Origin of the sequence: Dickeya sp. Secpp 1600, from assembly GCF_003049805.1 — a bacterium.
In the GTDB taxonomy this organism is placed as follows: Bacteria; Pseudomonadota; Gammaproteobacteria; order Enterobacterales; family Enterobacteriaceae; genus Dickeya; species Dickeya fangzhongdai.
In genome coordinates this window covers 4,425,554-4,441,252 of record NZ_CP023484.1, presented here as the reverse complement: position 1 = coordinate 4,441,252, position 15,699 = coordinate 4,425,554, and the positions used below count along the sequence as shown (strand labels likewise).

At 57.1% G+C, this 15,699-nt stretch carries 16 protein-coding genes; 9 read left to right on the top strand and 7 right to left on the bottom strand.

Annotated features, from left to right (window positions below; translation table 11 throughout):
- The first annotated feature begins 26 nt into the window (after positions 1 to 26).
- From mutL to CPA59_RS19725, 8 genes are all read left to right on the top strand, one after another.
- On the top strand, positions 27 to 1,964 hold the full coding sequence (mutL, locus tag CPA59_RS19760) for a DNA mismatch repair endonuclease MutL (RefSeq protein ID WP_107760509.1): 1,938 nt from the start codon (positions 27 to 29) through the stop codon (positions 1,962 to 1,964).
- A complete protein-coding gene (miaA, locus tag CPA59_RS19755; RefSeq protein WP_107760507.1) occupies positions 1,957 to 2,898 on the top strand; it encodes a tRNA (adenosine(37)-N6)-dimethylallyltransferase MiaA in 942 nt (313 codons plus the stop codon). The genes mutL and miaA overlap by 8 nt, the downstream gene beginning before the upstream one ends.
- Before the next feature lie 126 nt (positions 2,899 to 3,024).
- Positions 3,025 to 3,324, top strand: a complete 300-nt coding sequence (gene hfq / locus CPA59_RS19750) for an RNA chaperone Hfq (protein ID WP_033567471.1) — start codon at positions 3,025 to 3,027, stop codon at positions 3,322 to 3,324.
- A gap of 89 nt (positions 3,325 to 3,413) precedes the next feature.
- Entirely contained in the window at positions 3,414 to 4,694 is a 1,281-nt protein-coding gene (gene hflX, locus CPA59_RS19745; protein ID WP_038920306.1) for a ribosome rescue GTPase HflX, read from the top strand.
- A gap of 72 nt (positions 4,695 to 4,766) precedes the next feature.
- On the top strand, positions 4,767 to 6,032 hold the full coding sequence (gene hflK, locus CPA59_RS19740) for an FtsH protease activity modulator HflK (protein ID WP_107760505.1): 1,266 nt from the start codon (positions 4,767 to 4,769) through the stop codon (positions 6,030 to 6,032).
- 3 nt (positions 6,033 to 6,035) lie between these two features.
- Positions 6,036 to 7,031 carry a protease modulator HflC gene (gene hflC / locus CPA59_RS19735; protein WP_038665419.1) on the top strand — a complete coding sequence of 332 codons (996 nt, stop codon included), beginning with the start codon at positions 6,036 to 6,038 and terminating at the stop codon, positions 7,029 to 7,031.
- 60 nt (positions 7,032 to 7,091) lie between these two features.
- A complete protein-coding gene (locus tag CPA59_RS19730) occupies positions 7,092 to 7,292 on the top strand; it encodes a DUF2065 domain-containing protein (protein WP_033567467.1) in 201 nt (66 codons plus the stop codon).
- A 99-nt stretch (positions 7,293 to 7,391) separates the two neighbouring features.
- Positions 7,392 to 8,690: an adenylosuccinate synthase gene (locus CPA59_RS19725; protein WP_038920304.1), complete on the top strand. Its 1,299-nt coding sequence runs from the start codon at positions 7,392 to 7,394 to the stop codon at positions 8,688 to 8,690.
- Positions 8,691 to 8,795: 105 nt separating this feature from the next.
- On the opposite strand, the gene mpl is transcribed toward CPA59_RS19725, so the two are convergent.
- Positions 8,796 to 10,178: a UDP-N-acetylmuramate:L-alanyl-gamma-D-glutamyl-meso-diaminopimelate ligase gene (mpl, locus tag CPA59_RS19720; protein WP_038920303.1), complete on the bottom strand. Its 1,383-nt coding sequence runs from the start codon at positions 10,176 to 10,178 to the stop codon at positions 8,796 to 8,798.
- Between the two features lie 170 nt (positions 10,179 to 10,348).
- On the opposite strand from mpl, the gene fbp reads away from it, so the two are divergent.
- A complete protein-coding gene (fbp, locus tag CPA59_RS19715; protein WP_038665429.1) occupies positions 10,349 to 11,353 on the top strand; it encodes a class 1 fructose-bisphosphatase in 1,005 nt (334 codons plus the stop codon).
- Positions 11,354 to 11,455: 102 nt separating this feature from the next.
- Here fbp and ruvX read toward each other — a convergent pair whose 3' ends face one another.
- From ruvX to CPA59_RS19685, 6 genes are all read right to left on the bottom strand, one after another.
- Positions 11,456 to 11,887 (bottom strand): Holliday junction resolvase RuvX, encoded by a 432-nt coding sequence (gene ruvX / locus CPA59_RS19710; RefSeq protein WP_038920302.1) that lies wholly within the window; start codon positions 11,885 to 11,887, stop codon positions 11,456 to 11,458.
- Entirely contained in the window at positions 11,887 to 12,450 is a 564-nt protein-coding gene (locus tag CPA59_RS19705; RefSeq protein ID WP_038665434.1) for a YqgE/AlgH family protein, read from the bottom strand. The genes ruvX and CPA59_RS19705 overlap by 1 nt, the downstream gene beginning before the upstream one ends.
- A gap of 103 nt (positions 12,451 to 12,553) precedes the next feature.
- Positions 12,554 to 13,507, bottom strand: a complete 954-nt coding sequence (gene gshB, locus CPA59_RS19700) for a glutathione synthase (RefSeq protein ID WP_107760503.1) — start codon at positions 13,505 to 13,507, stop codon at positions 12,554 to 12,556.
- An 11-nt stretch (positions 13,508 to 13,518) separates the two neighbouring features.
- Positions 13,519 to 14,253, bottom strand: coding sequence for a 16S rRNA (uracil(1498)-N(3))-methyltransferase (rsmE, locus tag CPA59_RS19695; protein ID WP_038920300.1), 735 nt, complete (start codon positions 14,251 to 14,253; stop codon positions 13,519 to 13,521).
- 133 nt (positions 14,254 to 14,386) lie between these two features.
- Positions 14,387 to 15,085 carry a deoxyribonuclease I gene (gene endA, locus CPA59_RS19690; protein WP_038920299.1) on the bottom strand — a complete coding sequence of 233 codons (699 nt, stop codon included), beginning with the start codon at positions 15,083 to 15,085 and terminating at the stop codon, positions 14,387 to 14,389.
- A 99-nt stretch (positions 15,086 to 15,184) separates the two neighbouring features.
- On the bottom strand, positions 15,185 to 15,697 hold the full coding sequence (locus CPA59_RS19685; protein ID WP_038920298.1) for a SprT family zinc-dependent metalloprotease: 513 nt from the start codon (positions 15,695 to 15,697) through the stop codon (positions 15,185 to 15,187).
- Positions 15,698 to 15,699: the final 2 nt, after the last annotated feature.

The window sequence follows — 15,699 nt, the reverse complement described above, 5'->3', positions numbered from 1 at the left end:
TCAGGGTGATAAAACGAGGAGAGTCCATGCCGATTCAGGTGCTGCCGCCCCAGTTGGCGAACCAGATCGCTGCCGGCGAGGTGGTGGAGCGGCCTGCTTCCGTCGTCAAGGAACTGGTTGAAAACAGCCTGGATGCCGGAGCGACGCGGATCGATATCGAAATCGAACGCGGCGGCGCGAAGCTGATTCGCATTCGGGATAACGGCTGTGGCATCGGTAAGGCGGATCTGGCGCTGGCGCTGGCTCGTCACGCCACCAGCAAGATCGCCACGCTTGACGATTTGGAAGCGATCGTCAGCCTGGGATTTCGCGGCGAAGCGCTGGCCAGTATCAGTTCGGTCTCTCGCCTGACGCTGACTTCCCGTACCGACGCGCAGGCGGAAGCGTGGCAGGCCTACGCCGAAGGGCGAGAGATGGCGGTGACCGTCAAACCGGCGGCGCACCCGGTTGGCACGACGCTGGAAGTCCTTGATCTGTTTTACAACACCCCGGCCAGACGCAAGTTTCTGCGTACCGAAAAAACGGAATTCATGCACATCGATGAAGTGGTGCGCCGCATTGCGCTGGCGCGCTTCGATGTGGCGATCACGTTGCATCACAACGGTAAGCTGATCCGGCAATATCGCGCGGTGTCGGAGCCCGCCCAGCGCGAGAGGCGGCTTGGCAGCATCTGTGGCGCGGCGTTTCTGCAGCATGCGCTGGCGATTTCCTGGCAACATGGCGATCTGAAAATTCACGGCTGGGTGGCGGATCCGGCTGGATCGCGCCAGTTGCCGGAAATGCAGTATTGCTACGTCAATCAGCGCATGATGCGTGACCGCTTAATCAATCATGCGATTCGTCAGGCGTATCAGGATCAGTTGCGCGATGAACAGCAACCGGCTTATGTGCTGTATCTGGAGGTCGACCCTCATCAGGTGGATGTCAATGTGCATCCGGCCAAGCATGAGGTTCGCTTCCATCAGGCCCGGCTGGTACACGACTTTATCTATCAGGCGGTGATAACGGTATTACAGCAGGCGGCATCGCCGGGGTTGACCGGCGTCGGCGATACGCAGACGCCGGCGACGACATGGCAGCCGGAAAACCGGACTGCCGCCGGTGAAAACCAGTTTGCCCGGCCGGCAGAACCAACGCCGGAGACGCCGAGAGCGGTATCGTCGGGTAGCGCGGGGCGTCACGTAGAGAGTCACCATGCTCGTGAGCGCCAGCCTGCCCGGACCGAGACGGCCGGTTATCAAAAGAAACAGGGCGAGCTGTACCAGCAGTTGCTGCATACTGAGTCATCGCGGCAGCAAACGGTCGCCCGAGAGATGTCGCCGGTCAGGGATGTGCCTGCGGCGCAGCGCGATGTGACGGTAAAGGCGGCGGTAGTTGGCGAAGCGCCGCTGGAGAGCCATGCGTTAGGGCTGGGGCGTGTGTTGACGGTGTATCCGCCCAGCTATGCGCTGGTGGAATATCAGCAAGGTCTGGCGTTGTTGTCGTTGACTGTGGCGGAACGTTACCTCAGGCAGGCGCAGTTGACGCCGTTGGACGCCGGCGAGGGATTACGACCGCAGCCGTTGCTGATTCCGCAACGGCTGACGCTGAACCCGTCCGAGCTGGCGGTCATGCAGCAGCAACAGCCGCTATTGACCCGTATGGGAATCGAGGTGGAACTGGCGCCGCCGCGCGCTACGCTGCGGGCGGTACCTTTACCATTGAGACAACAAAATTTACAAAACTTGATTTCTGACCTGCTAGGCTATCTTGCTGATTCTCATGACGCGAAGCCTGATGCGGTGGCGGCGTGGATAGCCGGGCGACTTGGCAGCGAGCGTGAAAACTGGACGCTTGCTCAGGCCGTACAGCTGTTGTCCGATGTAGAGCGTTTATGTCCTCTGCACGTGAAAACGCCGCCGTCAGAATTGTTATATGTGATGGATATTGAATCCGCCATCAAGGCGTTGAAGAAGCATGAATGAGTTTAAAACGGCGCAGCATCCGCCAGCTATTTTTATCATGGGGCCGACGGCGTCCGGGAAAACCGCGCTGGCGATGGCATTGTGCGAGCAACTTCCCGTTGAGTTGATTAGCGTGGATTCGGCGCTGATTTATCGCGGTATGGATATCGGTACCGCCAAGCCTGGTCCGGAAGAGCTGGCGCGAGCCCCGCATCGCCTGCTTGATATCCTTGATCCGGCCGAGGCCTATTCCGCCGCGGATTTTCGGCGCGATGCGCTGCAGGCGATGGCGGAGATCACCGCCGCCGGGCGCATTCCGCTGCTGGTGGGCGGTACCATGCTGTATTTCAAGGCGCTGCTGGAAGGGTTGTCGCCGCTGCCGTCGGCGGATGCGCAGGTACGGCGGGAAATCGAAGAACGCGCACGGACCGAGGGATGGGAAGCGTTGCATCGTCAGTTGAGTGCCATCGATCCGGTGTCGGCGGCTCGGATTCATCCAAATGATCCGCAGAGACTGTCTCGGGCACTGGAAGTTTTTTTCGTTTCAGGTAACACTTTAACCGAGTTGACAAAGACATCCGGTGAAGCGTTGCCCTATCGTGTTCATCAGTTTGCGATTGCTCCGGCAACGCGCGAGTTGCTGCATGAACGGATAGCGTTGCGTTTCCGTCAGATGTTGGAATCAGGTTTTGAAACAGAGGCTCGGGCGCTGTTCGCCCGGCCGGATTTGAATCCTGCGTTGCCGTCAATCCGTTGTGTCGGATATCGCCAGATGTGGTCATATTTGTCGGGCGAGATCGATTACGATGAGATGGTGTATCGTGGCATCTGCGCCACCCGGCAGCTGGCGAAGCGCCAGATGACCTGGTTGCGTGGCTGGGAAGAAGTTTGCTGGCTTGACAGCGACCAGCCCGGAGAGGCGTTACGCAAGGTGATTCAGGTTGTTAGTGCATAGGTTAGACGATTGTGTACAATTGCCTGTGTCTACAATTGACTGATTCTCGGCACAAATTTTTATAACGTTATTTTAGGGCCGCAGGGTTCTTTGTTACAAATAACAAGCAAATAAGGAAAATATAGAATGGCTAAGGGGCAATCTTTGCAAGATCCGTTCTTGAACGCTTTGCGTCGTGAACGTGTTCCGGTTTCGATTTATTTGGTTAATGGCATCAAGCTGCAAGGCCAGATTGAGTCTTTCGATCAGTTTGTGATTCTGCTGAAAAACACGGTTAGTCAGATGGTGTACAAACATGCCATTTCTACGGTAGTTCCGTCTCGCCCGGTGTCGCATCATAGCAATAATCCCGGCTCAAATAACTACCATGCCAATAACCAGTCTGCGCAGCAACAGCCGCAGCAGGAAAGTGATGACGCTGAATAACGCGTCCTTACCAGTTTACCACGGCGGGAAAAGCGCTGATTGCAGCGACTTTCACTGCCGTGGTCGCTTTTTTCTGAGAGGGTGCCCGGTTGTTTGACCGTTATGAAGCCGGTGAACAGGCCATACTAGTTCATATTTACTTTTCGCAAGAGAAAGATACTGAGGATCTGCTGGAGTTTGAATCTCTGGTGTCTTCAGCCGGAATAGACGCGTTGCAGGTGATTACCGGCAGCCGTAAGGCGCCGCACTCCAAATATTTTGTCGGCGAAGGCAAGGCGGAGGAGATCGCGCAGGCGGTCAAAGCGACCGGCGCCTTTGTCGTGTTGTTCAATCATGCGTTGACGCCCGCGCAGGAGCGTAATCTGGAACGGCTGTGCGAATGCCGGGTTATCGACCGCACCGGGTTGATTCTGGATATCTTCGCTCAGCGCGCCCGCACCCATGAGGGTAAGCTGCAGGTTGAGCTGGCGCAGTTGCGCCATCTGGCGACGCGTCTGGTGCGCGGCTGGACCCACCTTGAAAGACAGAAGGGCGGGATTGGTTTGCGCGGGCCGGGTGAAACCCAGTTGGAAACCGACCGGCGTTTGCTGCGTAATCGTATCAGTCAGATCTTGTCCCGCCTTGAAAGGGTGGAAAAGCAGCGTGAACAGGGGCGTCGGGCGCGAACCCGAGCCGAAGTGCCGACGGTTTCGCTGGTGGGGTACACCAACGCCGGGAAATCGACCCTGTTTAACCGCATGACATCGGCGGATGTGTATGCCGCCGACCAACTGTTTGCCACGCTGGATCCGACCTTGCGACGCATCAATGTGGATGACGTCGGGGATACCGTACTGGCGGATACCGTCGGCTTTATCCGTGAGTTGCCGCATGACCTGGTGGCGGCGTTTAAAGCGACGCTGCAGGAAACCCGGGAAGCGACCTTGCTGTTGCATGTGGTTGATGCTTCTGACGCTCGCATCGATGAAAACATTGATGCCGTGAATGAGGTATTGGCTGAAATCGAAGCGGACGATATTCCGTTTCTGCTGATCATGAACAAGATCGACCGGTTGGAAAACATTGAACCGCGTATCGACCGTGATGAAGAGAACCGACCGATCAGGGTATGGCTTTCTGCCCAGACCGGAGAAGGGATTCCATTATTATTCCAGGCGTTGACTGAACGGCTTTCCGGAGAAATTGCGCATTATTCTCTGCATCTTCCTCCGCAGGCCGGGCGTCTGCGAAGTCGTTTCTACCAGCTTCAGGCAATAGAAAAAGAATGGATTGAGGAAGACGGCAGCGTAGGGTTGGTGGTCAGAATGCCCATTATCGACTGGCGGCGCCTGTGCAAGCAGGAGCAGAAATTGCAGGATTATATTGTCTGAGCGACACAGACAGTCTCATAACTCTGGGACATTGACCCCGAAAAATACCTATCATAATGAATGGAGCTAAACATGGCGTGGAATCAGCCCGGTAACAACGGACAGGACCGCGACCCGTGGGGGAGCAGCAATAACAATAGCGGCAACTCTGGCGGAAACAATAAAGGTGGACGGGATCAGGGACCGCCTGACCTCGACGATATCTTCCGTAAGTTGAGCAAAAAGCTCGGCGAACTGGGTGGCAAGTCGTCTGGTTCCGGTACCGGTTCTCAGGGCGGTGGCGGTAACGGCGGCCGTATTCTGGGGCTGGTTGTGGCGGCTGCCGTGGTGGTCTGGGGCGTCAGCGGTTTCTATACCATCAAGGAAGCCGAGCGCGGCGTGGTCACCCGTTTTGGCAAATTCAGCCATCTGGTTGGTCCGGGCTTGAACTGGAAACCGACCTTTGTTGATTCGGTGCGAGCCGTAAACGTTGAGTCCGTCCGCGAACTGGCGACGTCCGGCGTTATGTTGACGTCCGACGAAAATGTGGTGCGGGTGGAGATGAACGTCCAGTACCGCGTTACCCAGCCGGACAAGTATCTGTTTAGCGTCACCAATGCCGATGACAGCCTGCGTCAGGCCACCGACAGCGCGCTGCGCGGGGTGATCGGCAAATACACCATGGATAAAATCCTGACCGAAGGGCGCACCATTGTGCGTACGGATACCCAGCGCGTGCTGGAAGAAACCGTGCGTCCTTATGACATGGGTATTACCCTGCTGGACGTGAACTTCCAGACCGCTCGTCCGCCGGAGGAAGTCAAAGCCGCGTTCGACGATGCGATCGCCGCTCGTGAAAACGAGCAGCAGTACATTCGTGAGGCGGAAGCTTACGCCAACGAAGTCCAGCCGCGCGCCAATGGTCAGGCGCAGCGTATTCTGGAGGAATCCCGCGCCTATAAAGACCGCACTGTGCTGGAAGCGCAGGGTGAAGTGTCCCGCTTCTCGCGTCTGTTGCCGGAGTATAAAGCCGCGCCGGAAATTACCCGCGAGCGTCTCTACATAGAGACGATGGAGCGCGTGCTGAGCCACACCAACAAGGTTCTGGTGAGCGACAAGATCAACAATCTGATGGTCCTGCCGCTTGATCAAATTATGCGTGGTCAGGGGGGCGTTTCGACCAGTTCGCCGACGAGCGGCAACGCCGCCAATCCGGCGCCGTTGCGTCTGCCGTCAACCTCATCAAACAGTAGTGGTGTCGGCTATGCGCCGCGTTCTTCCGGCAACAACGGCAACATTATGGATCAACGCCGCGCCAACGCGCAGCGCGACGAGAACATTCGCGTAGGGAGAGAATAATCAATGCGTAAGTCAGTCCTCTTTATTCTTGTCCTGTTACTGCTGGTGGTCTATGCCTCGCTGTTTGTGGTGCAGGAAGGTCAGCGCGGTATCGTGATGCGCTTTGGCAAAGTCCTGCGCGACAACGAAAACAAGCCGCTGGTGTATTTGCCCGGTCTGCATGTGAAGATTCCGTTCCTTGAGTCGGTAAAAATGCTGGATGCCCGCATCCAGACCATGGAAAACCAGGCCGATCGCTTCATTACCAAAGAGCAGAAAGACCTGATTGTCGATTCTTATATCAAATGGCGTATCAGCGATTTCAGCCGTTATTACCTGGCTACCGGCGGTGGCGATGTGTCTCAGGCGGAAGTCCTGCTGAAACGTAAGTTCAGCGACCGTCTGCGTTCCGAGATCGGTCGTCTGGATGTGAAAGGCATCGTGACCGATTCCCGCGGCCAGTTGATGTCCGATGTGCGTGAAGCGCTGAACGCCGGTACCGGCGAGACTACGGAAGCGGATAACGCCATTGCCTCGGCGGCGGCGCGTGTGGAACGCGAGACTTCCAGCGGTGGTCCGCGGATCAACCCTAACAGTATGGCGGCGCTCGGGATCGAGGTGATCGACGTGCGTATCAAGCAGATCAACCTGCCAACCGAAGTATCGGACGCGATCTACCAGCGTATGCGCGCCGAGCGTGAAGCGGTTGCTCGCCGTCATCGCTCTCAGGGTCAGGAGCAGGCCGAGAAAATCAAGGCGGCGGCCGATTATGAGGTCACTCGTACGCTGGCGGAAGCTGAGCGTCAGGGTCGAATCCTGCGCGGTGAAGGGGATGCCGACGCGGCTAAACTGTTCGCCGGTGCGTTTAGTCAGGATCCGGCTTTTTATGGTTTTATTCGTAGCCTGCGAGCCTATGAGAATAGCTTTAACAGCACCAATCAGGATGTGCTGGTGCTGAGTCCCGACAGTGATTTCTTCCGTTATATGAAATCGCCCGAGAAAAGCCTCTCTACTCGTTAAGGTTATTTACCGCCACTATCAAGCCCGTGTTTACGGGCTTTTTTCTGTCTGGAGTTTTTTATGAATGTGAGCATCTGGCTGGCGCTGGGGTTGGTGCTAATCATGGAAGGGTTGGGGCCGTTGCTGTTTCCACGTATCTGGCGGCGGATGATCCTGACCATGGCACAGTTGCCCGATAATGTTTTGCGCCGGTTTGGCGGGGGTATTGTGGTTGCCGGCTGTGTGATCTACTACATGTTGCGTAGTCGGGCAGGCGGCTGAAATTTCCGCTAAAAATGTGCGCAAACGTGTGCTAAAAGTACTGAAAGCCGCAAGATGAGATGCTAGAATCCTTTTTTAACCAATCTGGTGATTCTTGAGATGGGTAAGAACGTTGTCGTACTGGGCACCCAATGGGGTGACGAAGGTAAAGGCAAGGTCGTAGACCTGCTGACTGAACGGGCCAAATATGTTGTGCGCTACCAGGGTGGTCACAATGCTGGTCACACGCTGGTTATCAACGGTGAAAAAACCGTTCTCCATTTAATTCCCTCAGGTATTCTGCGCGAAAATGTCATCAGCATCATCGGTAACGGTGTGGTGCTGGCGCCGGATGCGCTTCTGAAAGAAATGACCGCACTCGAAGCACGTGGCGTGCCGGTGCGTGAGCGTCTGTTGCTTTCCGAAGCCTGCCCGCTGATTCTGCCTTACCATGTCGCGCTGGATAATGCCCGTGAAAAAGCGCGCGGCGCTAAAGCGATCGGCACCACCGGTCGTGGTATCGGCCCTGCGTATGAAGACAAGGTTGCGCGTCGCGGTCTGCGCGTCGGTGATCTGTTTGACCGGGAAAACTTTGCCGTCAAGCTGAAAGAAATTATGGAATACCATAACTTCCAGCTGGTGCATTACTACAAAGCAGATGCGGTGGATTACCAGAAAACGCTGGACGACGTGTTGGCGGTTGCCGACATCCTGACCGCGATGGTCGTGGATGTTTCCGATCTGCTGCACAAAGCGCATCAGCGTGGCGATCTGGTGATGTTCGAAGGCGCGCAGGGCACGCTGCTGGACATCGACCACGGTACTTATCCGTATGTAACCTCTTCCAACACCACCGCCGGCGGTGTGGCGACCGGTTCCGGTCTGGGGCCGCGTTATGTGGATTACGTGCTGGGTATCGTTAAAGCCTATTCGACCCGCGTTGGCGCTGGTCCGTTCCCGACCGAGCTGTTCGATGACGTTGGCGAGCACCTGTCGCAGAAGGGCAACGAGTTCGGCGCAACGACTGGCCGTCGCCGTCGTACCGGCTGGCTGGATGCGGTCGCGGTGCGCCGCGCGGTGCAGATTAACTCTCTGTCCGGTTTCTGCCTGACCAAGCTGGACGTTCTGGATGGCTTGAAAGAAGTGAAAATCTGCGTCGGCTACCGTATGCCGGATGGCAGCGAGGTGGATGTGACCCCGCTGGCTGCTGAAGGCTGGGAAGGCATTGAGCCGATTTATGAAACGCTGCCGGGTTGGTCTGAAAGCACCTTTGGCGTGAAAGAGTACAGCAAATTGCCGCAGGCTGCGCTGAACTACATTAAACGCATCGAAGAAGTGACCGGTGTGCCGGTGGATATCATTTCCACAGGCCCGGACCGTGAAGAAACCATGATTCTGCGCGATCCTTTCGACGCGTAATCACAATGGTGACTGCATGAAAAAGGACGGGCTTGCCCGTCCTTTTTGCTATCCGCTTGCCGGCAAACATGTTGCCGGCGATGTACGCAGCCTGCGATAAACCCGTTAGTCTTCGTCGTTCGTCGCCTGCGCTTTGGCGTTCAGCGCATCCAGCAGTTTGTTGTGAATATTGCCGAAGCCGCCGTTGCTCATGACCAGAATATGATCGCCAGGTTGAGCGGTTTTGCTGATCATCTCCACCAGCGTGTCGATATCCGCGCTCCAGTAGGCTGGCTGAACGCAGGCGTCAGCCACTTCAGCCACCTGCCAGGGAATATGTTGGGGCTGGAACAGGAAGACACCGTCAGCGCGGCCCAGTGCCGGTGCTAACTCGTTTTTGCAATGACCCATTTTCATGGTGTTGGAGCGAGGCTCCAGCACGGCGAGAATCCGCGCGGTGCCTCCCACCTTGCTGCGTAGTGCGGCCAGCGTGGCGAGGATCGCGGTCGGGTGATGGGCAAAATCGTCATAGACCGACACGCCGTGCGCGGTGCCGCGTAGTTCCAGCCGGCGACGGGCGTTAATGAAACCGCCCAGCGCGCGGCAGGCTTCTTCCGGCGGGACGCCGACATGGCGCGCCGCGGCGATCGCCATCAGGCCGTTATGCATGTTGTGTTCGCCCACCAGATTCCAGGTGACTTCCCCGACCAGTTGGTCGTTGAGGTACACCTGAAACACGCTGGCGTCGGTGGTGACCTTTTTCGCTTTCCAAATGCCTTCCTCACCCACCAGTTCCTGTTCGCTCCAGCATCCCATGCCCATCACCTGTTTCAAATGCAGGTCGTGAGACGGAACGATGATGCGGCCCTTGCCCGGAACCAGACGCACCAGATGGTGGAACTGTTTCTGGATGGCCTTGAGGTCGTCGAAGATATCCGCGTGGTCAAATTCCAGATTATTCAGAATTAGCGTGCGCGGGCTGTAGTGCACAAACTTGGAACGCTTGTCGAAGAAGGCGCAGTCATACTCGTCCGCTTCCACCACGAAGAACGGGCTTTCGCCCAGACGGGCGGAGACGGTGAAGTTGCCCGGCACGCCGCCGATGACGAATCCCGGCTGGTAGCCGCAGTCTTCCAGAATCCAGGTCACCATGCCGGCGGTGGTGGTTTTGCCGTGGGTGCCGGCGACGGCGATAACCCAGCGTTCGCGCAGCACGTGATCATGAAGCCATTGCGGACCGGACATATAAGGGATATTTTGTTCCAGCACCGCCTCAACGCAGGGATTGCCACGGGTCATGGCATTGCCAATGATGACCAGATCCGGAGCCGGGTCCAACTGCGCAGGGTCGTATCCCTGGATAAGGGTAATCCCTTGTTCTTCCAGTAAGGTACTCATTGGCGGATAGACGTTAGCATCCGAACCGGTTACCTGATGTCCTTGTGATCGGGCCAGCAACGCCAGTCCTCCCATGAAGGTGCCACAGATTCCTAAAATATGAATACGCATACGTTTTCCATCTATATTCAGAGAGTCTGCCGTCCATTCTAACGCCTGGAATACGTCATAAGAAATGGATTTGCTAGGTACTCGCTTTCTCTTTGGGCTACACTGCAGACGCAAACGCTGGCGGTACAAAAATGAAACCGCTTTTCATTCGTAGATTCTGGAATAGTGTTATGAAAACGTTAGGCGAATTTATCGTCGAAAAACAGCACGATTTCTCTCACGCCACTGGTGAGCTGACTGCGCTGCTGTCGGCCATCAAACTGGGTGCGAAGATTATCCACCGCGACATCAACAAAGCTGGTCTGGTGGATATTCTGGGCACCAGCGGCGTTTCCAACGTTCAGGGCGAAGTGCAGATGAAGCTCGATCTGTACGCCAATGAAAAGCTGAAAGCGGCGCTGAAAGCACGTGGCGAGGTGGCTGGGATTGCTTCCGAAGAAGAAGACGAGATCGTTATCTTCGACGGTGAGCGCGCCGAAAACGCCAAATACGTGGTATTGATGGACCCGCTGGACGGTTCCTCCAATATCGACGTAAACGTCTCTGTCGGAACCATTTTCTCTATTTACCGCCGCATCACCCCGCTGGGTATGCCGGTGCGCGAAGAGGATTTCCTCCAGCCCGGCCACAAGCAGGTGGCTGCCGGTTATATCGTGTACGGCTCTTCCACCATGCTGGTGTACACCACCGGTCATGGCGTGCATGCCTTCACTTATGACCCGTCGCTGGGGGTATTCTGCCTGTCTCACGAACGTGTGTGTTTCCCGGAGAAAGGCAACATGTACTCCATCAATGAGGGGAACTACATTAAATTCCCGCAGGGTGTGAAGAAGTACATCAAATACTGCCAGGAGCAGGATGAGGCGACTCAGCGCCCGTATACCACCCGTTATATCGGTTCGCTGGTGGCGGATTTCCACCGTAACCTGTTGAAAGGCGGTATTTATCTCTATCCGAGCACGGCCAGCTATCCGGAAGGGAAACTGCGTTTGCTGTACGAATGCAACCCGATGGCGTTCCTGGCGGAACAGGCGGGCGGCAAAGCCAGCGATGGTAAAAACCGTATTCTGGACATCACACCGAAGAAACTGCATCAGCGTGCGCCGTTCTTCGTCGGCAACACGTCGATGGTGGAAGATCTGGAAGGGTTCCTGCGCGACTATCCGGACGCGTAAATTCACGCCAGCAGTTTAATTCAGGCCCGCCAATGCGGGCCTGAGTCGTTTATGGCGTTGATAGCATCAGGAAAGGACGTGGTGTGAAACACTGAGCCTGATTTACTGCGGCCTGTCGAGTTGCTGCTCGAACCAGCTTTCCAGAATAATCACGGCGGAGGCGGCGTCCACACTGCCTTTGTCCAGCGCCCGAAACCCGCCGCGCTCGAACAGGTCTGCCCGCGCTTCTACGGTACTGAGCCGCTCGTCGTGCAGCTCAACCTTGACGCTGAAACGGCCATGCAGGCGCTGGGAAAACTTGCGCGCCCGGGCGGTCAGTGGTTGCTCGGTGCCGTCCATGTTCAGCGGTAAGCCGACGATAACCAGCGCGGGCTGCCACTCGTTGAGCAGTTTTTCCACTTTCTGCCAGTCGGGCACGCCGTCCTGCGCTTTCAGCGACGTCAGCGGGCGAGCGGTGCCGGTGATCTCCTGACCGATGGCGACGCCGATGCTGCGGGTGCCGAAGTCGAAAGCCAGCAAAGTACGATTTCCCATCAGGCGTGCCCCGCTTCGGCGGCGATATTATGAATGTCCACGCCCAGTTTTTTAGCGGCAGCGCGCCAGCGCTCGGCAATCGGGGTGTGGAACAGCAGATGATGGTCCGCCTGCACCGTCAGCCAGGCATTTTCCAGCAGTTCGTTTTCCAACTGACCGCTTTCCCAGGCGGAATAACCCAGCGCCACCAGCGTATTGCGCGGTTGCTCCGGCGTGCCCAACGTTTCCAGCACATCTTTTGAGGTGGTGATCATGGTTTCGTCGGAAATGCTGATGCTGGACGCGAAGCCAGGAAGCGGCGTATGCAGGATAAAACCACGATCGTCCGCCAGCGGGCCGCCGGAAAAGACCGGTTTGTCGAGGCGAATCGCCGTATCCCGCGGGTTAGGCGTGATTTTCAGCTTTTTGAGGATATTTTCGACGGTGAACTGTTCCATTGGCTTGTTGATGATAAGGCCCATGGCGCCGTCCTCATTGTGCTCGCAGATGTAAATCACCGTCCGCCTGAACACGGGGTCCAGCAGAGAGGGCATCGCAATCAGAAAATGGTGCTGTAAATTCATCGTCTTATTATCGCTTCTCTGTCGGAGTAGATGTTTCCGGTTCGCCGCCGGGCAGCGAACCGGGCAGGGATACATCACCGACCGGGATACGGTCCGTGTATCGTTAACGCTGAGCCAGCCGGCGCTCAATGGCGTCCATCAGCATGCCGGTAATAGAGACATCTGGATAAGCCGCTTCAATTTCACGCACGCAGGTCGGGCTGGTGACGTTGATTTCAGTCAGGCGGTCGCCGATGATGTCCAGTCCGACGAAGATCAGTCCCTTCTGTTTCAGCACCGGCGCTACGGTACGGGCAATCTGCCAGTCGCTTTCGCTGAGCGGGCGGGCTTCGCCGCGGCCGCCGGCCGCCAGGTTGCCGCGGGTTTCACCGCTTTTCGGGATACGGGCCAGACAGTAGGGCACCGGCTCGCCGTCCACCACCAGCACGCGCTTGTCGCCGTCTTTGATGGCGGGCAGGTAATTCTGCGCCATGCAGTAACGACTGCCGTGTTCGGTCAGGGTTTCGATGATCACTGATACGTTGGCATCTTCCGGTTTCAGGCGGAAAATCGACGCGCCGCCCATGCCGTCGAGCGGCTTGAGGATCACGTCGGTATGTTGCTGATGGAACGCACGCAGTCGGTCGGCGTTGCGGGTCACCAACGTGTCCGGCGTTAGTTGTGGGAACCAGGCGGTGAACAGTTTCTCGTTGCAGTCGCGCAGGCTCTGCGGTTTATTGACGATTAGCGTCCCTTTCTCTTCCGCACGCTCCAGAATATAGGTGGCGTAGATGAATTCGGTGTCGAACGGCGGGTCTTTACGCATCAGCACCGCGTCCAGTTCATGCAGGGCGATGTCCTGCGTCGCGCCGAAGTCGTACCAGCCGTTGTAGTCGTACTGAACGCTCAGAATACGGGTCGTAGCGCGAGCTTCACCCGCATGCAGGTAGAGATCGCCCATTTCCATATAGTGCAGTTCCCAGCCGCGACGCTGCGCTTCCTGCAACATTGCAAAGCTGGTGTCTTTCTTGATATTGATGGACGAAATTGGGTCCATCACGATACCGAGTTTAATCATTGTTATCTCCTTTACCCCAGATCGCCGAATCGTACCTGCAGCGCGGTGATTGCGGTGAGCGCGGTGGTTTCTGTTCGCAGAACGCGAGGCCCCAGCAGAATATCAGTAAAACCCTGGGTTGCGGTCATGGCGATTTCGTCCGCCGACAACCCGCCTTCCGGGCCAATCAGCAGCCGGATGCGCGATACCGGCAACGGCAGCGTGTTGATACTGTTCGCCGCCCGCGGATGCAGATTCAGTTTTAACCCATTGTCCGGTTCCGCGCACCAGCTTTCCAGCGTCTGGACGGGGCGAATTTCCGGCACGCGGTTTCTGCCGCATTGTTCACAGGCGGCAATGGCGATTTTCTGCCACTGAGTGATTTTCTTCTCCAGCCGTTCGCCGTCCAGTTTGATGCCGCAGCGTTCGGAGAGCAGCGGGGTGATGACATTTACCCCCAGCTCAATGGATTTTTGGATGGTGAACTCCATTTTCTCGCCGCGCGACATCACCTGGCCCAGGTGCAGGTGCAACGGCGATTCCCGATCTTCGGTCTGCCCGGCGGCATAACGGACCCGCACGCTTTTTTTCCCTGCCTGCAAAATCTCGGCGTCAAATACCTGATTGCTGTCGTCGAACAGCTGCAGCGCCTGTCCGGCGTTCATGCGCAGCACTCGGCCCACATGGTTGGCGGCGTCTTCGCTCAGGTCCGTCTCTCCCCCCTGCGGGGCAAGCGTATCGGGATGAAAAATACGCGGTATTCGCATGAATAATCTGGCCTTACGTGGTTATCAGTCGGATGGGCGAATGGCCCGACGGACGTCAGCCACCGTGCGGCGACGGTGGCGACAGCGGCAGGCAATCATTATAAGAGACAAGCCGTTATAGTAGGGAGCGGCGTCAGGGCTGGCAAGCCTGTTGCACGTACGGGTTGTGGTTGCCCTGTACGGCGGCGATGCGTTTTTCGCGGGTGCACTCCCACGCGGTGACCGGATACTGCTTGTTCCAGGCGTCAAACAACTGGGTTTGCTGGCGGGACAGGTTCAGGTTGTAACGGTCGCGCATATAGAAGTAGGTGCGGGCGATCGCGCCGCGGGCGCGTTCGGGCGGCTCCGCCAACTGATTTTTAAAATCAATCTTCATCTCGCACTGGCCGTACTGGCGTTCGCCGCCATTCCACTGGCTGTACATAAAGTTGCCGCGATCGCCGTTCACTTCGCCAATCGCCGGCTGCAGGTTGTGTAAGTCGGTTTCTATCTGGCGGTAAACATCGTCTTTGGTGCAGTTTTTGCGGCCGCCGTCCTGCCAGCATTGGCGCTGATGACCAAACTGCCACGCCGGCACCACGTGTTCCCACTCAATGCGGCTGGCGCGGTTGGCGTCTTTACGCACCTGATAACCGCAGGAAGCCAGGTCCGGCGTCCCTTTTTTGCCCTGCCAGTTGATCTTACAGCCGCAATAGAAGGTACCGGGCGCATCCTGATGGATTTTGGCGGCGGCGGCCTTGGCCTGCGTAAAATTGTTGATGTTCTGACCGGCGGCGGCCAGCGTCGTCAGGCCCGCGCCTAACACAGCGAAAATGACAAGATTGCGAAGCATATTCCAGAATCACCAGCAGGGTTGAAAGTGGGCAGCGTACCTGAAGAACACCATGCAGGCAAACGCAAAAAAGGCAGCATGAAACGCTGGATTTATGGTTTAAACAGAGTTTGTTACGAGGGCGCGTAACCGCTCGCCGCAAGACCGGCAGCGGTATTCCGACTCGCCCCGAACGACCCGGTTATGGCGGCGCAGCGTCAGTTCATGCCGGCGGCAGGCGCACTGATAAGGGAAGGTTTTGCCCTGCACCGAGGCGAGCGCAAACTGGTGGGTCCGGCGGGCGGGCACGTTCAGTACGTTTTCCATCATCCAGCGCCATTCCCGGCCATGCGGCGCGGTTTTGCCGAAACGGGCGTATACCAGCAGATGCGCCAGCTCATGCGGGACGACTTCATCAATAAACGCCTGCTGGTTTTCCTGCAGCAATACCGGATTAAGGCGGATTTCCCACGTTTTTAGCCAGGCGCTGCCGGCGGTGGAGCCGCGTTGCTGATAATTGATGACGGGTTCGGGGTAATCACAGCCCAATACCGTGTTGGCCTGCTGAAGTTTTTCCCGCAAACAGCGCATCACCGCTTGCTGCAGGGCGATAGGGAGTCGTGGCGTGTTCATGC

Bases quoted from the DNA above. Each gene is read 5' to 3' on its own strand.
- mutL (WP_107760509.1), top strand. From the start codon at position 27: ATGCCGATTCAGGTGCTGCCGCCCCAGTTGGCGAACCAGATCGCTGCC.
- miaA (WP_107760507.1), top strand. From the start codon at position 1,957: ATGAATGAGTTTAAAACGGCGCAGCATCCGCCAGCTATTTTTATCATG.
- hfq (WP_033567471.1), top strand. From the start codon at position 3,025: ATGGCTAAGGGGCAATCTTTGCAAGATCCGTTCTTGAACGCTTTGCGT.
- hflK (WP_107760505.1), top strand. From the start codon at position 4,767: ATGGCGTGGAATCAGCCCGGTAACAACGGACAGGACCGCGACCCGTGG.
- hflC (WP_038665419.1), top strand. From the start codon at position 6,036: ATGCGTAAGTCAGTCCTCTTTATTCTTGTCCTGTTACTGCTGGTGGTC.
- CPA59_RS19730 (WP_033567467.1), top strand. From the start codon at position 7,092: ATGAATGTGAGCATCTGGCTGGCGCTGGGGTTGGTGCTAATCATGGAA.
- CPA59_RS19725 (WP_038920304.1), top strand. From the start codon at position 7,392: ATGGGTAAGAACGTTGTCGTACTGGGCACCCAATGGGGTGACGAAGGT.
- mpl (WP_038920303.1), bottom strand. From the start codon at position 10,178: ATGCGTATTCATATTTTAGGAATCTGTGGCACCTTCATGGGAGGACTG.
- fbp (WP_038665429.1), top strand. From the start codon at position 10,349: ATGAAAACGTTAGGCGAATTTATCGTCGAAAAACAGCACGATTTCTCT.
- ruvX (WP_038920302.1), bottom strand. From the start codon at position 11,887: ATGGGAAATCGTACTTTGCTGGCTTTCGACTTCGGCACCCGCAGCATC.
- CPA59_RS19705 (WP_038665434.1), bottom strand. From the start codon at position 12,450: ATGAATTTACAGCACCATTTTCTGATTGCGATGCCCTCTCTGCTGGAC.
- gshB (WP_107760503.1), bottom strand. From the start codon at position 13,507: ATGATTAAACTCGGTATCGTGATGGACCCAATTTCGTCCATCAATATC.
- rsmE (WP_038920300.1), bottom strand. From the start codon at position 14,253: ATGCGAATACCGCGTATTTTTCATCCCGATACGCTTGCCCCGCAGGGG.
- endA (WP_038920299.1), bottom strand. From the start codon at position 15,085: ATGCTTCGCAATCTTGTCATTTTCGCTGTGTTAGGCGCGGGCCTGACG.
- CPA59_RS19685 (WP_038920298.1), bottom strand. From the start codon at position 15,697: ATGAACACGCCACGACTCCCTATCGCCCTGCAGCAAGCGGTGATGCGC.